The organism is Paenibacillus sp. FSL R10-2199 (assembly GCF_038000235.1).
GTDB lineage: Bacteria > Bacillota > Bacilli > Paenibacillales > Paenibacillaceae > Paenibacillus_AQ > Paenibacillus_AQ phytohabitans.
This window is the reverse complement of the sequence record NZ_JBBOBO010000003.1, coordinates 1-18073: the sequence shown is the minus strand read 5'-3', so window position 1 is coordinate 18073 and position 18073 is coordinate 1. Positions and strand designations below refer to the sequence as shown.

The following is an 18073-nucleotide window of genomic DNA, read 5'->3' as shown; positions in this document are numbered from 1 at the left end:
ATTTGCGCTATTGTTATTTTCTTTTATTCAGTTTAGATAATCTCCTTAACAAAAAAAAGGCAACCCCAATCCGGTTATTCAACCGTCTTCAAGATTACCCGTTGCAAGCCTTACTCTACCATTTCATTCTTATCGCGCTTCTGTTGGATAAACACATACGTCTTCTCATCCGACAAGGCTTCCGCAAATGCGAAATCAAACCCGTCGAAGCCTTTGATATCCTCCACGCGGGTAATTTGCCGCTCGGCCATGTAGCGGACCATTTCACCCCTGGCCATCTTGACCAGCGTCGCCCGCTCAACCACCTTGCCGCCGATGTCCTGCCCGAACACCACACTAATCATTCGAGCGTCCTTGCCAATGTACGGAGAGATACATTTGCTGTATTCCTTGGAAGCCAGGTTCAGAATGATGTCACTCTCCGCGAACAGCTGGTCCGCCAGTCTTCTATTCCAGAACTCATAGAGAGAACTGAAGCCCTTACCACCCAGCTTAGCCTGCATCTCCAGCCTGTACGGCACAACGCCGTCAAAAGGTCTGACGACTCCATAGAATCCGGATAAAATCCGCAAATGCTGCTGAAGATAATCCAGCTCCTCCGTCTGAAAGATTCCGGGCGCCATGTACTGGTACTGTATTCCCTCATATGAGAAGATAGCCGGCGTCAGATTCCTGGTGACATCCATCTCCCGGATCCGTTCCATATTCAGCGTGACGATGGCATCATTGCATTTCCATAGCGCTTTGGCTTCTTCATAATTCAACTTGCGTAATAAGGCCAGAAGAGTCTGCGAATCGCTGATGAACTGCGGCACTTGGCGGTAATCCAAGAAATCCGTGTCCGTCTTCATCTTCTTGGCAGGCGATATAATGATCCTCATGCTGCTCCCTTTTCTACCCCCGCGGGGAAAACTAAATGTACCTTTATACTATCATAATTTATATTATATAAGCTGAACTCAAGATACTAACTTAGTATACTAACTTAAACCTTAGTCGTCACTGCGGTGAATATTTGGACTTCCAGCCGCTGTTGTCCCCAGATTTCTTGATTATTACCGCTCCTACAGTTCCCAAAATCCCCCTTCGCTCCTTCCGCTTTTTGTTATTTCTTCTATCCATCTTATTTAGTTATTCGCTGGCAAGCGGCACAAATACGGAGGCACAGTTCGCCTGCCGGAAACGGGCGATCACATGCCTGCTCCAGTCACGCGTATATTCAGGGTGAGCATTCAGGAATAGCTCATCCAGATGATTGAACGCCACATCATACGGCATGCCGGGATTATCACCATTCACTTCGAGCTGGGTAATGTGCAGATAGATGCCTCCGGGCACCGTAATCTTTTCAACGCAGTCAGGAAGTGACTCAAAGGTGCTGACTCTGGTGCCGAAGCAGGAGTTAACCTTCCCCTCCTCCTCACTGTTCACCGGAAAACCGTAATAATCATGCAGATAATATTTAGCCGCCTCAGTGGCGAATACCTGGTCCTGCACGTCAAAATATTTCGTGATTACAAACTCCTCATCATCCGGCAGCGTCATGCTGCAGGCGATCTTCATCTCCGGCATTGTCACCGCCTTGAAGCGCAAAGAGTCAAACCGCTCCGCATCATTTCCCGGTATCTTAACAGGTTCGTATTTGGTGAGAATCTCCCCTGAGTCATCATATGTATTGAAGCTAAGGCCGGAAGGGTTATAGACGTAGCTGGTGTCATTACGGAACTGGCCGATGAAATATTCATCTGCATGCATCCGCTCATCATAGCCGATCCGTCCAGCCTCCTTTGTCTCATTGATCAGGACTTTGGCATAGCGGCATGCAGGCACTGTAAGCGTCTCAGTATATTCCGGCAAATGTGCGGGTAACCCGTCGAAGCTGCTTACCTCATATCCCACAATGATTTTATAATTGCCGTCACCCTGCACCTCTGATCGTACGGTAACAACCTCTTTACCTTTGATTTGCCGGGTGATGAGACCGGAGAGGAGCGCGATATCGCCTTCTGAAGTCAGCTTCTTGGTATAAAAGTAATCATTCAACGTACAGCTCGCATGCTCAAACCCATAAAAACCGCCATATCCCCGGCTCTCATACGAAACCGGCAGCGCGATGCCCACCACTTTCATCTCCGGCCGGTCCACAATACTGCACAGCTCCGTAATCTGTTCTACCTGAATCTCACTTGGAATCTCCATCTGCTTCATCTCCTCCACCATTCTCAGGATTACCGGCTTCACGCGGGGGCTGTAGTCTTCGGGCGCATGCTGCGGCAGTGCTTGTTTTCTTAGATTCATTTGTGTGCTCCTTTCCTATATAAATCTAGTTTATAGATGAACGCGTACTAAATATTATCCGTTCTTAACATCTTTCAGCTTGATCCACACTCTCATTGTGATAGCATCCGGGTCACCCTGACCTCCGGTCTCATAGGTAGTAAAAGCAGGCAGCTCATCCTTGCTCCATCCGTGCTCCTGTATCCATGTATCCAAAAGAGCAATAAACACTCCGCGGTCACTACAACTGTCCCTCTCGAGCATCGCATAATGGCCTTCGGCAACCCGCAATATTTTAAGCCTGCTATTCACGGGAAGCTCTATCGTCTGTTCCAGACACACACCGCAGGTGTAGCTTAAGCCGCTTTGGGCTACATAGAACTCCTTTACTGTGCTTATCACCTCAGGGGTATGAAGGGATATATAGTTCATCACCGCAGCAGATGCCTCCTCCTCTGCCTGATCCCCTTCCCGGGACGACACCAGAAACTCTAGACCTGCACAGAAATTCACACTGATCTTGTCATAATCCGTCCGCCTCTTCACTGGCAGATACAGAATCAGCTTCCTCACTTGCCCGCTTTTGCAGATATATTCTTCGAAATAACGCACATCATCCTGCACGAACATACTGGTTCGCAGCCACTTCAGATAGAGATAATCCCACGCCAGCCCGATCTCGGCCTCATCGTTCCTAACGGTTGTCTTCGCGAAGGTTGAACTGAATTCTTGAGCCACCTTTATTCCCTGAAAAGTACTGTCTGCCAGTGTGTCTAGCAAATCCGCACCATACTCCACAGCGAGCTCATAACAGAATAAGCCGTCCCGCTGCTGCCCGTCTCTGCCGAAGATTCTGCCCTGGTATTCAGGTATTAGAAAATGCAGCGCTTCTAGCGCTTGTTGCTCAATGCCGTACTGCTTGGGATGATAGAATTTCGCGCGTAAGGTCTTGGGGATCGTTTCAGCGGTGACCGTTACCTGCCGGATGGTTTCACTGTCGAATCTGGGGAAGAAGTAGCAGGCTTCACTCTTCTGGTACTCTAGCGGTGTCATATGGGTTGCGGATTTCACGTATTTGCACAAAGCCTGCTGGGAGCTATAGCCGCAGGAGTAGGCAATCTCAGCAAGCGGACGCTGCGAAGCTCGGATCAGCCCGAGCGCGGCTGACAGCCTGCGCTTGCGTATGTATTCTTTTACCGAATGTCCGGTATAGGTGTAGAAGTCACGATACAGCTGCATCAGCGACGTGTAACCGGCCTGCGCAGCTTGTCCAAGGTTGATGTCTTCGTATAAACGTTCCTCTATGAAGGCTATGGATTGTTTGAAGCGGGCGGATTTGTCCATGGGAAGTCCTCCGGGAGCCTGTCGCTGAAAGCTTCAGCGTCTTTGCTTTGTAATTCCACAAAGGTTAGGGGAATCCTTCCAGTAACACATTGTATTCGGTTTTTCGCATACATTGAGCCAATCTCCCCTATCATCGGCACATTGTATTCGGTTTTTCGCGTACATTGGGCTCATTCCCCCTATCGCTGGCACATTGTATTCGGTTTTTCGCATACATTGAGCCAATCTCCCCTATCGCCGGCACATTGTATTCGGTTTTTCGCATACATTGGGCTCATTCCCCCTATCGCTGGCACATTGTATTCGGTTTTTCGCATACATTGGGCTCATTTACCCCATCGCTGGCACATTGTATTCGATTTTTCGCATACATTGGGCCAATCTCCCCTATCGCCGGCACATTGTATTCGATTTTTCGCATACATTGGGCTCATCCCCCCCATCGCCGGCACCTTGTATTCGATTTTTCGCATACATTGGGCCCGTTTAACATCTCACACAACACAAAAAGCCCAAGCCCGGCATAACACCCCAGGCTTGAGCTTTTTCACATTCCTATTCCCCAATAGTCCGAATAATCGTATCGAACGGTTCCAATTCCAGAGTCTGCGGACCATACTCCGTCTCGATCGTAGTCTTTTGCAGCTGGTCGCTGTTATTGATCACGACAAGCATCTTGCTCTCCGGATAATACGCGCACTCGGTATAGAGGTTATCCGGAATATATTTCGTTTCCTGTAGCTCCTTACCGGCATAGCGGATCAGGTTCAGCAGCAGGCGGGTATTCTCCCAGCCGAATTCGAAGGAAGGCAGGTAGATTCCCTTACCCTTACCAAAGTTATTCGTAGACAATGTAATCTTACCGTCCAACTCACTCATCACAGCAGCGGAACCATCCGTAAGATGGACACCGTTCTTCGGTGTAATGCTGGCGCCATCAGGCACCAGACCTTGCTCAGCTTGAACCTCATACGCCCATTTGCCGTGAGCTACCCGCGCACCCGTGTCCTCATCCACACCCAGAACATGCGCCATTCTGAAGTAGCTGTCGTATCCCTCAACCGCTGAAGGCTGGTTAATCCCGATAAAGGTACCGCCCTCATACACCCATTTGGTCAGGACATCTACAGACTTGCTGTCTTTCCAGTAGTCCCCGCCGCTCCAGGCTGTACCGGCACTGCCTGCATTAATCACTACATCCACATGCTGCAGCACGCCCTGGCGGATATCCTCGAAATCAATGAACTGCACCTCAACCGGCAGACCGGATAGAGCTTCATTAATGTGAATCAGATCATGCATATACGTCTCATGGAAGTGGCCGGACAAGGTCCAAGATCTCAGCTTGCCCCAGCTATGCAGAATAGCAACCTTGGTCTTGATATGATATGGCTTGCCTTGCTCATGCAGCTCCTTAATCTCTCTGAATTCATTCGCAATCTTCTCGATATAATCACAGAAATCCGGGTAAGGCTCGACCAGATGCAGATATCCGCCCAGGCCAATCCGGTCAATCGGCTCACGCAGGAGGGCACGCCGGATGTTGATCCAGTATTTTTTGGCATCCAGTGTCGGATTCCCCCCTTCCATGAAGGTAGGCGCGCCGCCTAAACCCACCGGAAACAAGTACGGATGCAGCCGTATCTCATGCGTATCCACTTTCACCCCTGAACAGAGCCTTGCTTCATATCCGGAGAACACACATTTGATCATTCCGTCGAAACCAAACTCACCGAAGCGGTCATTGTAAGGCTCTGCGCCAACCCAGCTGTCATCGTAGAAGACATACGCCAGCTTGTCATGCTTATGCACAATATCTATTAACTGCTTGCCGAATCCGATCACGAAATCATTGATAAAAGCCATATAGTCCAGCTTGCGCTGCTCCGCCGGGATATGACTGACGCGGTATTTGCCGCCGTTCACGAAATCCTCTGCCGTCAGCGAATAGCCGTATTGCTGCGCGAACAGATCCAGACCTCTGGCACTCACCGTGAAATCATAGGAACCCCAGTCTGAGAACAGATGACGGTTACGCTCACTGCTGCCCCAGATCCAGGCGAAATTATAGAACAGGGAAGTAAAGCGGACAACCGTTGTTTCTTTATGCTTCACACACCAGTCTTCCATCCAGTCCAGCAGGTACTTCTGCGTGTCCTGATACATAGGATCAATCTGCATCAGATGCTCTTTGTTCCAGTTGTTCGTGGTGTGATTGTACATCGAGATCTCTTCCCAGATCCGGTAGGCCATGAAGCTGACGGTGTATTTATGCCAAGGTACGATTCCGGTAAGCACCACATTGCCTGATTCCCGGTCGTAATTCCATTGCTCTCGCGGTACTTCCTCACCGGTCGTCCGGTCATACACCTGCCAGTACTTGAACGCCTCACGGGAATCATTCACTCTGAACTGTTCAGCGAAGAAATCCTCCATCAGGTAGACCGATAAATAATCCTGCACAGCCACCTTCGGATTCGTAATAAGGAAGCTCTGCTGCAGCTTATCCGGGTTCTGCGACGCCCATTCATTATGGTCCCGGATGATACAGACTGTAGAATAAATGCCGTATCCGGCATTGATAATCTCATCAGATAACTGTGTACCGTCACTGTCACGGATGACATCGGCACCCCAGCGTTCAGCGAGTTCAAGCGTTAGCGCTTCGTAACCGGATTCTCCCGGCAGTGTGAAAGCGCCTGTTGATGGTTTGGACAATTCGGTTCCCTCCTATTTAAGCATATCGGACAAGAAAGCAAGCGCTAAGCCTTGGCCCCAGCCTTGAATCCAGTCTTTTGGAATATTGCGGTACCCTTCGCGGTCCTTCATTACGGCTGTGCCGCCGGATACGCCCAGGACACGTCCGTCTTCGCTGATGTTTGCAAGAATGCCTTTTAACGCTTTTTGCACGTATTTGGTGTGCAGCGGGTTGCCGTTGTTGATCATCGCCGCCGCAATGCCGCAGGATGCCGATACTTCTTCATAAGATTCCTCATCATCCAGCACCGTCCGCCACAAGCCGTTATCTGTCTGGACAAGCTTCAGCGCCGCCAGCTGATCACGGAGCGAACATTCCACGTCCATACACTGCGGATACAAATACCAGTCCTTCAAAAGCGGCTTCACCTGCGACATCGTATACGCACCCCAGGCATTCGCTCTGCCCCAGTATAATCCGGACATATGATCCTGCTTCACATTGTTATAGCCATGGAACCAGAAGCCGGTGCCAGGATCCTGCAGGTATTTGATATGCCAGTAGTATTGGTTAAGGGCATCCTGGATCAGCTCCTGATCCTTCAGCTTACTGCCCACACGCAGCAGGAAGAATGCCGCCATAAACAGCGTATCCGCCCAAGCCTGTTCCGGAAAATCATTAGAAATCGATACCGTATGCTGCAGCACATTGTCTCCGAACCGCAGTGCATTCTTCCGGATGTATTCCACCTTGCTCATCGCAATATCCCAATATTTCTGCTCTCCAGTCGCTTCATACAAGGTGATCAGCATGTGGCCCATGGCACAAGTGTTGACCGTCCAGTCCGGCAGCCCCAGCTCAATATATTCATCCGCCCACTGAACCAGCCTGTCCAGGTACTCCTTGTTCCCTGTAGTCTGATAAGCTCTGGATACCCCATAATAAGCTACGCCGCAAGGCCAGTCCCATGTTAAGTCCATCGCCAGTGTTTTGTTGGTGACCTTATCAATAATGCTTAGAATCTCTTCCCTGTTGAAATCCACTTGAATCATCTTATTACCCCTCTCTTGTATCACGCGCCTCAATAGCGCTTACTATCCGTCTCATTGCAAGCGCTTTACATACTCCATTGTAAGCAGTAAAATATTCTATATCTAAGCATATTCACAGCAAAACTGCGCATTTTCGACCATTTATCTATTTTAATATTATAGAGGAGTCCCCGGATATGCCCAGAAAAAAGAAACCCGTCATCGAGTACCGCCACTACAGCCTGCCGATCCATTTCCCTGTGCTGCTGTTAAGCGGGGAACGCTGGAAGATTTCCGATATCAAGAGCGAGCACCTGCATTTCCATAACCACCTGGAGATTGGGATTTGCTATTCGGATAGCGGCATCATGGAGATCAAAGGCGAGTCTGTACCTTTTACAGCCGGTGATGTGACCTTCCTCCCCCGGTACCTTCCGCATACGACGTATAGTTCTCCGGGTGAGGCCAGTCTGTGGTCTTATCTCTTTTTCTCGCCGGAGGACCTCTTTCAGCATTCCTTCAAGAGCGCCTATAGCAACTTCGAGCCCAATTTGTGGGCGGTGCTGGGGAAGAACTGTATCCTGAATAAGGATAAGCACCCCATGGTGTATAGTCTGGCCACGTCGATCGTGGAGGAATTGCAGCAGCAGAAGCCTTATTATCAGGAGAGCGCCTATGGCTTATTGCTGTCCCTGTATATCGAGCTGCTCCGAATCCATTCCACGAATGAGGCGCTGACCGATCAGGAAGCAGGGCATAATCTGAAGGGCGACTTCGTCATCTCCCCGGCACTGGAGTATATCACCAGAAACTATATGCTGCCGATGACCATCGACTTCCTGGCCGACCTCTGCCACCTGAGCACCACCCACTTCCGCCGCAAATTCCATGAAATGATGGGCACCGCCCCTCTCGATTTCCTGAGCAGTACCCGGATCGAAGAGGCTTGTAAGCAGCTGAAGAGCACCGAGGATTCTATTCTTGAGATTTCTGAGAAGGTGGGGTTTCATTCCATCTCCAGCTTCAACCGCTGCTTCTCTAAGCTAATGGGCACGTCACCCAAGGAATGGCGTAAGAGTGCCCAGTCCGAGACACAGTCGGCGAAGGCAAGTATTCTGGAATTTACGGGGTGGGTATGAGAATGAATAATAAGGGTGAAAAGTCTGTCCTTGCAGACAAGATTCACGAACTGAACAAGCAGGTGCTGGCAAAAGAAGAGGAGCTTGCCGTCCTAAAAAAGACCCGCGTATATCTTCCGCAATCTAAAGCACAATGATTTCAGTTCATCGAAGACCATAGCTCCGAATTTACGGTAGAGAGGCTGTGCAGCATTCTTGAAGTATCGCGGAGCGGATTTTACAAATGGAGAAGCACCGAAGTCAGCCCTCAGGCGAAGCGCAAAGCCTTACTTCTAAAGCGGGTCGCTTACCTCTTTGAGGCTAACCACGGCCAGTACGGCAGTCCAAGAATCACCCTCCTCTTAAGGGAAGAGGGCTATATTATTAGCGAACGGACAGTAGGAAAGTACATGCGGGAACTTGGTTTACGTGCGTCTTACAACAAGCAGGTGGATAAACTCGCAGAGGATCACTCCTGAATGCCCCATACCGAATCAAGCAGCTCATCCACTGACCAGCAGATTAGGCCCAACATACTGGTTCGCCTTCATTTCATCCCTTAACTGAACATCTGTATAGAAGAACTCCCCTACACTGCGCATAGTGGTTACCCCCGAATACAGTGCGGTCAGAGCATTCCGCTTCATTCTTTTCTTCAGTACACTCCGGCCAAGCTTCGTTTCAGAATATGATGATAGGCAAAATGCAGCAGCCCTTCGCTGACGGGCAACGTGAACGGCTTACCATCTGCAAACAGATGGACATGCGCATGATCAGCCCGGCATCAGATATTTCCCCGCTACATCAATCGATTGATAACATTAGTAATTGGATAAACGTATCTTAATTTGGACGTTATTATCCAACTGTTGCCCGTAAGGGAGCCGTCCCGTTATGAAATTTAGTGAACAATCAGGACGGGGCAATTTGATAACTGTGAAACTTTGTGACTGACACTACCTAACATCATTTCTTTAATACCGCTTAGCCCCCGACTTCCAATAATAATTAGTTGCTGTTTTTGCATAATTTAATATTTCATGCGCTGGGTCTCCCTTAAGATGAATCGTTTCTGCAAAGATCCCTTCAGCCGCTAATTTGAATCGGGCTTGTTGAAGCTGTTCTAAACTCATCTTTTCCATCTCATTTAACATTTCTTCCAAGTAGCTCTCTGGTATATATGGCATTCCGCTGTTTACATATGCATGGCTGACATTCACCAAAGTTACCTGAGTATTTTTGTTTTGTGCAATTTCAACGGTTGCTTCAAGGATTTTGTTAGTTATTTCAGATTTATCGATGGCCACAAAAATTTTCTCGAACATTATTAAATCAATCCTTTCCTTCGTATGTCTTAATTGATTCGGCATTTTTTCTATGCGGATTTTTGTATAACAGCCTCTTCTGTTAAAAGGAATTTAGAATACTTGTACAACTTCTTTAATATCATCGATTTCCTCTAGAATTGCGCGCTCAATAGCAGCCTTTAACGTAATCGTAGCACTTGGGCAACCGTTGCAAGCTCCCAAAAATCTTAATTTGGCTATACCGTTCTCCACCTCGACGAGTTCAGCATCTCCGCCGTCACGCAGTAAGAAAGGACGTAGTTTGAGAAGCACTTCCGATACTTCATCGAATAAAATTCCATTCTCCTCCATAATTCCAGCTCCTATCATTGTTTTACCAACAGTCAATTCTCTTTTTCAAACTAGATAGTCTGAGTGATCCTTTGCTTTTTGCCTAAGAATGGCCTCTTGATCCGAAAGTTCCCTTATAAGCGTATAAACAGAGTCTAAAGGTATCAACGCACCACAGCTTGCGCTCAATCCTGACAACATATTGTAGTAGAACTGAAGTTTCCGTATCTCCCGGGTAAGTTGAGCTAGTTCTGAATTGTCCGAATTCTTTTTCTTCATTACCAACACCTCGTACTTCCTTTATGAATCAACCGATGCTTCCTTCCATCTCAAATTGAATCAACCGATTCATTTCAACGGCATATTCCATCGGCAATTCTTTGGTAAACGGCTCAATGAAGCCCATTACAATCATTTGTGTGGCCTCTTGTTCTGTAAGTCCGCGGCTCATTAAGTAAAACAATTGCTCCTCGGACACTTTGGATACTGTTGCCTCGTGCTCCAAAGTAATCTGATCATTTTTAATTTCATTGTACGGAATCGTATCTGATGATGACAGATTGTCCAAAATCAACGTATCACACTTAATATTAGACTTGGAGCCTGCAGAATCGCGGCTGAAGCTGGACAATCCCCGGTAGTTTACTTTGCCGCCCTGCTTGCTGATGGATTTGGATATAATCGTAGATGTTGTCTCGGGAGCAAGGTGAATTACCTTCGCGCCGGCATCTTGATGCTGATCTTTACCGGCTACGGCAATAGACAGGATGGACCCCCTAGCTCCCCTTCCTTTCAATATTACAGCCGGATACTTCATGGTTACCCTGGAGCCAATGTTGCCGTCCACCCATTCCATTGTGGCATTTTCCTCTGCCACAGCCCTTTGGGTTACCAAGTTGTAGATATTAGGAGCCCAATTCTGGATTGTCGTGTAACGGACACGGGAATCTTTCCGGCAAATAATTTCAATAACTCCGCTGTGCAGAGAACTGGTACTATAAATAGGCGCTGTGCATCCTTCCACATAGTGGACAAAGCTGCCCTCTTCGGCAATAATTAATGTCCGCTCGAATTGTCCCATATTTTCAGAATTAATCCGGAAGTACCCTTGGATCGGCACCTCACACTGAACACCTCTCGGGATGTATACAAAGCTGCCACCTGACCAAACCGCGCTGTTAAGCGCAGCAAATTTATTGTCGGCGGGAGGGATGATCGTTCCGAAATATTGCTTGAACACTTCAGGATATTGCTTTAAAGCAGTATCCGTATCAAGGAAAACAACACCTTGATCCTCCAGTTCCTTCCGCATACTGTGATAGACTACTTCCGACTCGTATTGAGCGGATACGCCTGCCAGAAACTTTTGCTCCGCTTCAGGAATACCTAGCTTGTCAAAGGTTGCTTTAATCTCGGAGGGAACCTCCTCCCAGGTCTTTCCCTGTTTTTCGGATGGCCGAACGTAATATTGGATGTTATCAAGATTTAGCCCGGACAAATCCGCTCCCCACTCAGGCATCGGCATTTTGTAGAATTGCTTCAAGGCTTTCAGCCGAAAATCGAGCATCCACTCCGGCTCTTCCTTAATTCGGGAAATTTCCCGGACAATCTCTTCAGTCAGACCTTTTCCAGATTGAAAAATAGACTGGTGCTCATCGCGAAACCCGTATTTATATTCACCCATATCCGGCGCTTTTTTAGCCATTAGTGTCGCTCCTTTTAACCTTCATAAGAATCACTTTGATTGGCTCTAATTCCCTATGATCTGCCAAGCTTTTTCTCCACTACATCCTGCAGGCGGCTACGCACTCCCTCCAGCGGGATCTCCGAAATGACAGGAGCGAGGAATCCGAAAATAACAAGATATTCGGCTTCACTCCGTGAGATGCCGCGCGACATCAGATAATAGATTTGTTCCGCGTTTACTTGCCCCACGGATGCAGCATGACCGGCGGTTACATCATCCTCATCTATCAGCAGGATCGGATTGGCATCGCCGCGCGCATTTGGACTTAACATCAGTACACGTTCTGTTTGCTGACCATCACAATGGGTTGCACCTTTTTCGATTTTTGTAATCCCGTTGATAATGGCTGTAGCTTCTTCACGCATTACTGCGCGTGTGATCATTTGGCTCACCGAGCTTCTGCCAAAATGCTGGGCTTGCGTAGTAAAACTCAATTTCTGGTCCCCAGAGCCTATCGCAATCACCTTAGCGTCAGAGATGGACCCGTTGCCTTGGAGTAATGTCTTGGTATCACTGGCGGTATAGCCATTATTCATCTCGCCGACAATCCATTCTACACCGCCATCCGCAAGCACAACCGCAAGCCGCTGGGTGAAATCCGTTGTTGCTGCAGCAAGCTGATGAACAGAAGCAACCTGCACCTTGGAGCCTGCCCCTGCAAACACCTCTACCACACCGTTATGCAAAACCTTGATATCATCTCTGCTCGATATATAATGATCCACATAGCTGATCTTGCTGTTGTTACCAGTCACAATCAAGATATGAGGAGCAAAACGAACCCCGCTCGTATCGCTATAAAAGATCGCTTGAATGGGAACTTCAATCTCTATACCGTCTGGGACATATAGAAAAACGCCACCACTCCATAAGGCACTGTGCACAGCTGACAATCTGTGCTCTTCCGGCTTCACTGCCTGAAAGAGATAACGTTGAACCATCTGCTCATACTCTTTTGCCGCAGTATGCAGATCCGTTAAAATTACTCCCTGGGCGGCTAAGCTCTCGGACAATTTCGTATATACTACATCCGAATTGAACTGAACGATTAGTCCGCCTGTCACTGGAGAAGCAACCAAACCTCGAACAATCTCCGGCGCATCTTCCAAACCTGACCACGCATTCTCAGCTTTGTAATCTCCACTCTCGTAGATATCCCATTTTTCGAGTTTGATTTTCTCCACGCTTGGCAGATCCAGTGTCCCTGCCAGCTCAAGTGCCCGAATCCGGCGTTCAAGCAGCCAACGAGGTTCATCCTTAGCGCTTGACCATGCGCGTAATTCATCCACATTCATTGAATTTCTGGCTTGTATAGCCATTTGCTATTCCTCCTCTCCGGCTCTTAAACTTCCCCGCCTACCGCCTTATCCGTAATCCCAAGCTCCTCCTTCACCCAATCGTACCCTTCTGCCTCTAAACGGTGGGCAAGCTCCGGACCGCCAGATTTAACTATCCGGCCTTGCATCATGACATGTACAAAATCCGGGGTAATATAATTCAACAGCCGTTGATAATGGGTGATGATTAAAAAGCCTCTATCCGCGCTGCGCATCTCATTTACACCATTGGCCACAATACGCAGTGCATCAATATCAAGCCCGGAGTCCACTTCATCCAGGATCACAAACTTGGGTTCAAGCAGCATCATTTGCAAAATCTCATTCCGCTTTTTTTCACCGCCGGAGAAACCCTCATTCAAATAACGATGCGCAAATTCCGGGTTCATCTCCAGCCCCTTCATTTTGCTCTCCATTTCACGGATGAAACGGATTAAGGATATTTCTTCTCCTTCTTCACGCCGTGAATTGATGGCACTTCTGAGAAAATCCGAATTGGTTACGCCGGCAATTTCACTTGGGTACTGCATAGCGAGGAACAAGCCTGCACGGGCACGCTCATCCACCTCCATCTCCAGAAGATCTTCATTGTCTAGTGTCACCTTGCCGCCAGTAACCTCATATTTGGGATGGCCCATTAAAGCTGAAGCCAACGTACTTTTTCCCGTCCCGTTAGGCCCCATAATCGCATGAATCTCTCCGCCCTGAAGCTCCAGTGAGAGCCCTTTTAAAATTTCTTTCCCTTCAATCTTGGATCTTAATTCCTCAATCCTTAATGTCGTCATTTATCGTAAACTTCCCTTCGGAGTATTCTTCGGCACGCGCCACCAAATCGCTCATAAATTTTCCAATAGTCTGCAGTTCAGCCTCTGTATAGGATTCAATGAATTGGTAAAACCTTTCTTCTTTTTCTTTGTGCAGCTCTTTATGCAAATCATAAACGTGTCTTCCCTTATCCGTTAAACTAAAGTAAATCTCCTTACGATTGTTGTTCAGCTGACTTCTCATAATGAAGCCCATTTCCAGCAGCTTTGAACAAATTTTATTAATGCCAGCTTTGGACAACCCCATCTTCTCCACAATCCCGGTATGATTTATCGGTTCATAATCACCAATGCAATCAATAACGTGTACACTAGTAATATTGTTGGAGAGCATGTCAATCTGGTACTTTCTGGCCTGTTCCCGAAACGAATTAAATTCTTGTTCTGTATACAACTCATTCAGATGCAGCATTCTAATATATTGCTCGTAAAGGTGACCTTTAAAATTATTTTGAAACTCCAATTTCGCTATCTCCCCTCTCTTGTAGTAGTTGCAGACCAAGTTCAGTATCAGCAATAGACTTTTTTATTTTTGTTCCCTAGTGAACAAAATTATATTAACATAATTGATATTGATAATCAATATCAATTAGCATTAGGAAGCCAAACGAATGCCCGGATCCACATTTCTGGAAATTGTATAATTTTCTATACAATAAAGAAGCGAAATCAGCACAGTGTCTGAATTCGCTTCTCCTATAATTAACTTAATTAATCAATCAAATCCGACTTCTGCAGCAGCCGCTGAATCAGTACTGCCACTTCCGCGCGGGTAACATTAGCCTTTGCCTCCAGCTTGCTGTCTCCACGGCCGGTGATTAAGCCAGCCTTAGCAGCAAGCGCCAGGCTATCCCCGGCCCAGGCACCTATGCTGCCTGCATCTGTAAAGGCTGCAAGTACACTTGCTGTATCCACTGTGCCAGTCTGGTCTGCCAGGCCTGTCAGCTTCATCGCTTTGGCGATAATGCTCATGGCCTGTTCACGTGTGATTCGGGCTTCGGGACGGAAGGTTCCGTCCTCGAAGCCGGTGATCAGCCCGTATTCGGATGCTGTTTCCACCGCTGCTGCATACCAGCTATCCGCTGCAACATCTGCAAACGCCGATGTTCCTTCCCCAGGCTTCAATCCCAGGCCGCGTACGATAATAGCTGCGAACTCTGCACGGGTGATGTCTGCGTTCGGGTTGAAGGTCGTTTCGTTCACACCGTTAATGACCAGACGCGATCCCATATCGTTCACTGCGTTCTTCGCCCAGTGATTGTCCACATCTGCAAAAGTCAGCGGATGCCAGACCACCGCATACGAGCTGTTCGTCAAGCTCTTGATATCTGCGTAATATCTGCCGTCATTCCGGACGAGTCTGGTCGGCACATGGCGCACTGTACCATCCGGATCTACGACGATGCCCGTCGTAATCCGGTTAGGGTCAATACCATCCGGAAGAGCTACTGTCCGCTCCACGTAAGCATTGAACCGGCTCACTTCCACTGTCAATGTACCGTAAGTTGCGGTAACGGTGAAATCTATTGGCGGTGCAACAAGGGTAAAGCCCCCTCTGCCTGCAGCAGCTGTCACTACCTGGTTCATGGATGCCGGGGTTTCGCCAATCGTAATCCTCAGCGTAATGTCCTCCAGCTTAATCCCGTTTCCGAGTCTCTCGGCCAACGCACCGATGTTGATCTCGGAGGCCGGCAAAGTATAAGTCCCTTTGGTTGTCTGAAGCACCAGGGTAGCCGATACATTCTCCATGTTCTTGATCATCTGGCCGTTCAACTCCGCGATGATGATATTGGAATCCAGCATCATCGGAATTGTAACTACAGCGCCATTCCCTTCCGCATCCAGCTTCGCTTGAAGCTTCGCCGGATCAACAGCGATAGTAGTTATCTTCAAGTTTCCGGAGGTCGTTGTTGTGGCTTTGCCCGCGTTCTCTTCCTTGCCGTTAACAAGGACAACCACATCGGTAACATTGCTTGCCGCGTTACCGGTACTGGTTCCGCTGCCCGGATTGCTTCCGGTTCCCGGACTGACGGGATCGGGATCTGGTGTTACGGTATTAGCCGCCACAACAACCGCTGTTGCGCTGCCGTACTTCACTACCTTGCCGTCAGCATCCACTTCTGCTATTCCAATCCTATCGCCGTTAGCTGCAGGAATTAGACCATCGATTCCTACAAGGGTGTATCCCGTCAGGGTTTCCCCCGCATTAGGTGCAACAACGCTGCCAGAGCCAAAATTCTTGTACAGCAGCTTATGTCCTGCAGTTGGCTCCGGTGTAACACTGATCTGCGTATATCCGTTATTCCCTGCACCACTTGGATCGCTGGCGCTCACCGACAAGCCCCCCGCAGGGATAAGCTCATTAGTTGTAAAGGCCAGTGTAGTTGCCGGCCCTGCCGGAACCGATCCGCTGGCCGCAACCCTCACCTTAACGGTGTGTTCACCGCTCAAGTCCGGCAGGTTGGTTCCGTCGTAGCGTACGAAATTTCCATCGTCCACTGAGAATTCCATGCTGGTGTCCAGACCAACAATCGTATTGTTCTGGTCATCCGCTGCCACTTCAGGTGCAGCCGGGATGACTGCATCCGAATCATGAACGGTAACCTGAGCAATATTAGAAGCGAATGCTGTTGACGTGGCCTTCTCCCGTACATAATACGTGTCCGGTGCAAGACCAATAATGATTGTGTCTGTAACTTCTGACCAAAGACCTGTACTGCCAATCTTGTACTCCATTTGTACTGTCAGATTCTGCAGGGTACCGTCATTCGCCCCGTTGTACGTCACATCTGTAACAGTGACACCAACCGGAGCTGCCGGACGGGCTGGAAGACTCACAGTCTGCGACGCACTGTCTATAGTCGTCGAACCGTTACCCTTCTTCACAATGTTCAGTGACGTTCCCAGCCAGCTGCTATCTATAGCCAGCTTACCATCCGCTGCCGCTGTTACTGGTGTACCGTTCACTGTGTATGACGCGTCCGGTGTCAGACCTGTCAGCTGCTCAGCCGCATAGTCAATGTCCGCTGCCGGAGTCGCTTCCGGCGTTGCCGTGAACGACAATACTGTCAGTTGCACAGAAGCCGAAGTGAATGCCGATGCTGTAGCTTTCGTCCGGACGTAATACGTGTCCGGCACAAGCGCTGTTACAGTTGTGCCCGCTACATCGGTCCACTCACCTGCTGTCCCCTTTTTGTACTCCATCGCTGTGGTTACGCCAGTCAATGAGCCATCTTCGGCATCTATTGCTGTCTCATCCGTCGCCGCCACACCAGTAGGTGCCGCCGGACGAACAGGGATGCTCACCGTCTGCGCCACGCTATCTATAGTCGTCGAACCGTTGCCTTTCTTCACAATGCTTAGTGACGTGCCCAGCCAGCTGCTATCTATAGCCAGCTTACCATCTGCTGTCGCCGTTACTGCCAGCGTACCGTTTATCGTATACGAACCGCTTGTCGCCAGTCCCGTCAGCTGCTCAGCCGCATAGTCAATTTCTGCTGCCGGGGTCGATTCCGATGTTGGCACAAAAACATTCACTGTCACGCTTTGTGCTTCCGACACAAATGCTGTCGATGTCGCCTTCGTCCGTACGTAATACGTGTCCGGTGCAAGTCCTGTCACGGTTACGCCTGTAACATTCTCCCAGACACCTAACATCCCCTTCTTGTATTCCATCGCGGAAGTCACATTCGTGAGCGTACCGTCGTTCCCATTAATTTTCGTTTCATCCGTCGCCGCCACACCAGTAGGTGCTGCCGGACGACTAGGAATACTCAACGTCTGCGCCGCACTGTCTAAAGTCGTCGAACCGTTACCTTTCTTCACAATGTTCAGTGACGTTCCCAGCCAGCTGCTATCTATAGCCAGCCTACCATCTGCGGCCGCTGTTACTGTCAGTGTAGCGTTTATTGTGTACGACCCGTTTGGCGTCAGACCCGTCAGCTGCTCAGCCGCATAGTCAATCTCTGCGGCCGGAATTGCTTCCGATGTTGGCACAAAAGCATTTACTGTCATGCTCTGTGCTTCCGACACAAATGCTGTCGATGTCGCCTTCGTCCGG

Annotated in this window: 17 protein-coding genes; 3 read left to right on the top strand and 14 right to left on the bottom strand. The window is 48.8% G+C overall.

The annotated features are described in order from the left end of the window. Nucleotides 1-110: 110 nt before the first annotated feature. From yaaA to NYE33_RS36195, 5 genes are all read right to left on the bottom strand, one after another. Nucleotides 111-881 (bottom strand): peroxide stress protein YaaA, encoded by a 771-nt coding sequence (gene yaaA / locus NYE33_RS36215; RefSeq protein WP_042133576.1) that lies wholly within the window; start codon nt 879-881, stop codon nt 111-113. 250 nt (nt 882-1131) lie between these two features. Continuing rightward, nucleotides 1132-2298: a GyrI-like domain-containing protein gene (locus NYE33_RS36210; RefSeq protein WP_341070118.1), complete on the bottom strand. Its 1167-nt coding sequence runs from the start codon at nt 2296-2298 to the stop codon at nt 1132-1134. A gap of 54 nt (nt 2299-2352) precedes the next feature. After that, entirely contained in the window at nt 2353-3621 is a 1269-nt protein-coding gene (locus NYE33_RS36205; protein ID WP_042133573.1) for a helix-turn-helix domain-containing protein, read from the bottom strand. 555 nt (nt 3622-4176) lie between these two features. After that, nucleotides 4177-6339 (bottom strand): 1,3-beta-galactosyl-N-acetylhexosamine phosphorylase, encoded by a 2163-nt coding sequence (gene gnpA / locus NYE33_RS36200; protein ID WP_341070116.1) that lies wholly within the window; start codon nt 6337-6339, stop codon nt 4177-4179. Nucleotides 6340-6351: 12 nt separating this feature from the next. Next, the gene (locus NYE33_RS36195; RefSeq protein ID WP_076247897.1) at nt 6352-7371 is read right to left on the bottom strand and encodes a glycoside hydrolase family 88/105 protein; all 1020 of its coding nucleotides are present in this window, start codon (nt 7369-7371) and stop codon (nt 6352-6354) included. A gap of 176 nt (nt 7372-7547) precedes the next feature. Between NYE33_RS36195 and NYE33_RS36190 the strand changes: the two genes are divergently transcribed. From NYE33_RS36190 to NYE33_RS36620, 3 genes are read left to right on the top strand one after another with little or no spacing between them, the layout of a single operon-like run. After that, entirely contained in the window at nt 7548-8489 is a 942-nt protein-coding gene (locus NYE33_RS36190; protein ID WP_039292517.1) for a helix-turn-helix domain-containing protein, read from the top strand. A 2-nt stretch (nt 8490-8491) separates the two neighbouring features. Further along, nucleotides 8492-8626 (top strand): hypothetical protein, encoded by a 135-nt coding sequence (locus NYE33_RS36185; protein WP_269323227.1) that lies wholly within the window; start codon nt 8492-8494, stop codon nt 8624-8626. Between the two features lie 9 nt (nt 8627-8635). Next, the gene (locus NYE33_RS36620; protein WP_081970402.1) at nt 8636-8947 is read left to right on the top strand and encodes an IS3 family transposase; all 312 of its coding nucleotides are present in this window, start codon (nt 8636-8638) and stop codon (nt 8945-8947) included. A gap of 24 nt (nt 8948-8971) precedes the next feature. Here the strand turns inward: NYE33_RS36620 and NYE33_RS36180 are convergent, their stop codons facing one another. The 9 genes from NYE33_RS36180 to NYE33_RS36140 form a co-directional block, all read right to left on the bottom strand. After that, nucleotides 8972-9115, bottom strand: a complete 144-nt coding sequence (locus NYE33_RS36180) for a hypothetical protein (protein WP_231575282.1) — start codon at nt 9113-9115, stop codon at nt 8972-8974. A 254-nt stretch (nt 9116-9369) separates the two neighbouring features. Further along, complete coding sequence (locus NYE33_RS36175) at nt 9370-9435, bottom strand: universal stress protein (RefSeq protein WP_341070139.1); 66 nt, start codon at nt 9433-9435, stop codon at nt 9370-9372. A 7-nt stretch (nt 9436-9442) separates the two neighbouring features. Continuing rightward, on the bottom strand, nt 9443-9838 hold the full coding sequence (locus tag NYE33_RS36170) for a universal stress protein (RefSeq protein ID WP_341070115.1): 396 nt from the start codon (nt 9836-9838) through the stop codon (nt 9443-9445). A gap of 48 nt (nt 9839-9886) precedes the next feature. Beyond that, nucleotides 9887-10126, bottom strand: a complete 240-nt coding sequence (locus NYE33_RS36165; protein WP_038596501.1) for a NifU family protein — start codon at nt 10124-10126, stop codon at nt 9887-9889. A 286-nt stretch (nt 10127-10412) separates the two neighbouring features. Next, nucleotides 10413-11810 (bottom strand): Fe-S cluster assembly protein SufB, encoded by a 1398-nt coding sequence (sufB, locus tag NYE33_RS36160; RefSeq protein WP_042133564.1) that lies wholly within the window; start codon nt 11808-11810, stop codon nt 10413-10415. Between the two features lie 53 nt (nt 11811-11863). After that, nucleotides 11864-13171 carry a Fe-S cluster assembly protein SufD gene (gene sufD / locus NYE33_RS36155; protein ID WP_341070113.1) on the bottom strand — a complete coding sequence of 436 codons (1308 nt, stop codon included), beginning with the start codon at nt 13169-13171 and terminating at the stop codon, nt 11864-11866. 23 nt (nt 13172-13194) lie between these two features. After that, entirely contained in the window at nt 13195-13974 is a 780-nt protein-coding gene (gene sufC, locus NYE33_RS36150) for a Fe-S cluster assembly ATPase SufC (protein ID WP_076247889.1), read from the bottom strand. Continuing rightward, the gene (locus tag NYE33_RS36145) at nt 13955-14476 is read right to left on the bottom strand and encodes a MarR family transcriptional regulator (RefSeq protein ID WP_042133557.1); all 522 of its coding nucleotides are present in this window, start codon (nt 14474-14476) and stop codon (nt 13955-13957) included. Before NYE33_RS36145 ends, sufC begins: the two co-directional genes overlap by 20 nt. Nucleotides 14477-14724: 248 nt before the next feature. Then, nucleotides 14725-18073, bottom strand: a 3349-nt coding sequence (locus NYE33_RS36140; RefSeq protein ID WP_341070111.1) for an S-layer homology domain-containing protein, incomplete at its 5' end; no start/stop codon positions are given.

What these genes read in the sequence shown, in the direction of transcription:
- yaaA (WP_042133576.1), bottom strand. Translation starts at nt 881, where the DNA reads ATGAGGATCATTATATCGCCTGCCAAGAAGATGAAGACGGACACGGAT.
- NYE33_RS36210 (WP_341070118.1), bottom strand. Translation starts at nt 2,298, where the DNA reads ATGAATCTAAGAAAACAAGCACTGCCGCAGCATGCGCCCGAAGACTAC.
- NYE33_RS36205 (WP_042133573.1), bottom strand. Translation starts at nt 3,621, where the DNA reads ATGGACAAATCCGCCCGCTTCAAACAATCCATAGCCTTCATAGAGGAA.
- NYE33_RS36195 (WP_076247897.1), bottom strand. Translation starts at nt 7,371, where the DNA reads ATGATTCAAGTGGATTTCAACAGGGAAGAGATTCTAAGCATTATTGAT.
- NYE33_RS36190 (WP_039292517.1), top strand. Translation starts at nt 7,548, where the DNA reads ATGCCCAGAAAAAAGAAACCCGTCATCGAGTACCGCCACTACAGCCTG.
- NYE33_RS36185 (WP_269323227.1), top strand. Translation starts at nt 8,492, where the DNA reads ATGAATAATAAGGGTGAAAAGTCTGTCCTTGCAGACAAGATTCACGAA.
- NYE33_RS36180 (WP_231575282.1), bottom strand. Translation starts at nt 9,115, where the DNA reads ATGAAGCGGAATGCTCTGACCGCACTGTATTCGGGGGTAACCACTATG.
- NYE33_RS36170 (WP_341070115.1), bottom strand. Translation starts at nt 9,838, where the DNA reads ATGCCGAATCAATTAAGACATACGAAGGAAAGGATTGATTTAATAATG.
- NYE33_RS36165 (WP_038596501.1), bottom strand. Translation starts at nt 10,126, where the DNA reads ATGGAGGAGAATGGAATTTTATTCGATGAAGTATCGGAAGTGCTTCTC.
- sufB (WP_042133564.1), bottom strand. Translation starts at nt 11,810, where the DNA reads ATGGCTAAAAAAGCGCCGGATATGGGTGAATATAAATACGGGTTTCGC.
- sufD (WP_341070113.1), bottom strand. Translation starts at nt 13,171, where the DNA reads ATGGCTATACAAGCCAGAAATTCAATGAATGTGGATGAATTACGCGCA.
- sufC (WP_076247889.1), bottom strand. Translation starts at nt 13,974, where the DNA reads ATGACGACATTAAGGATTGAGGAATTAAGATCCAAGATTGAAGGGAAA.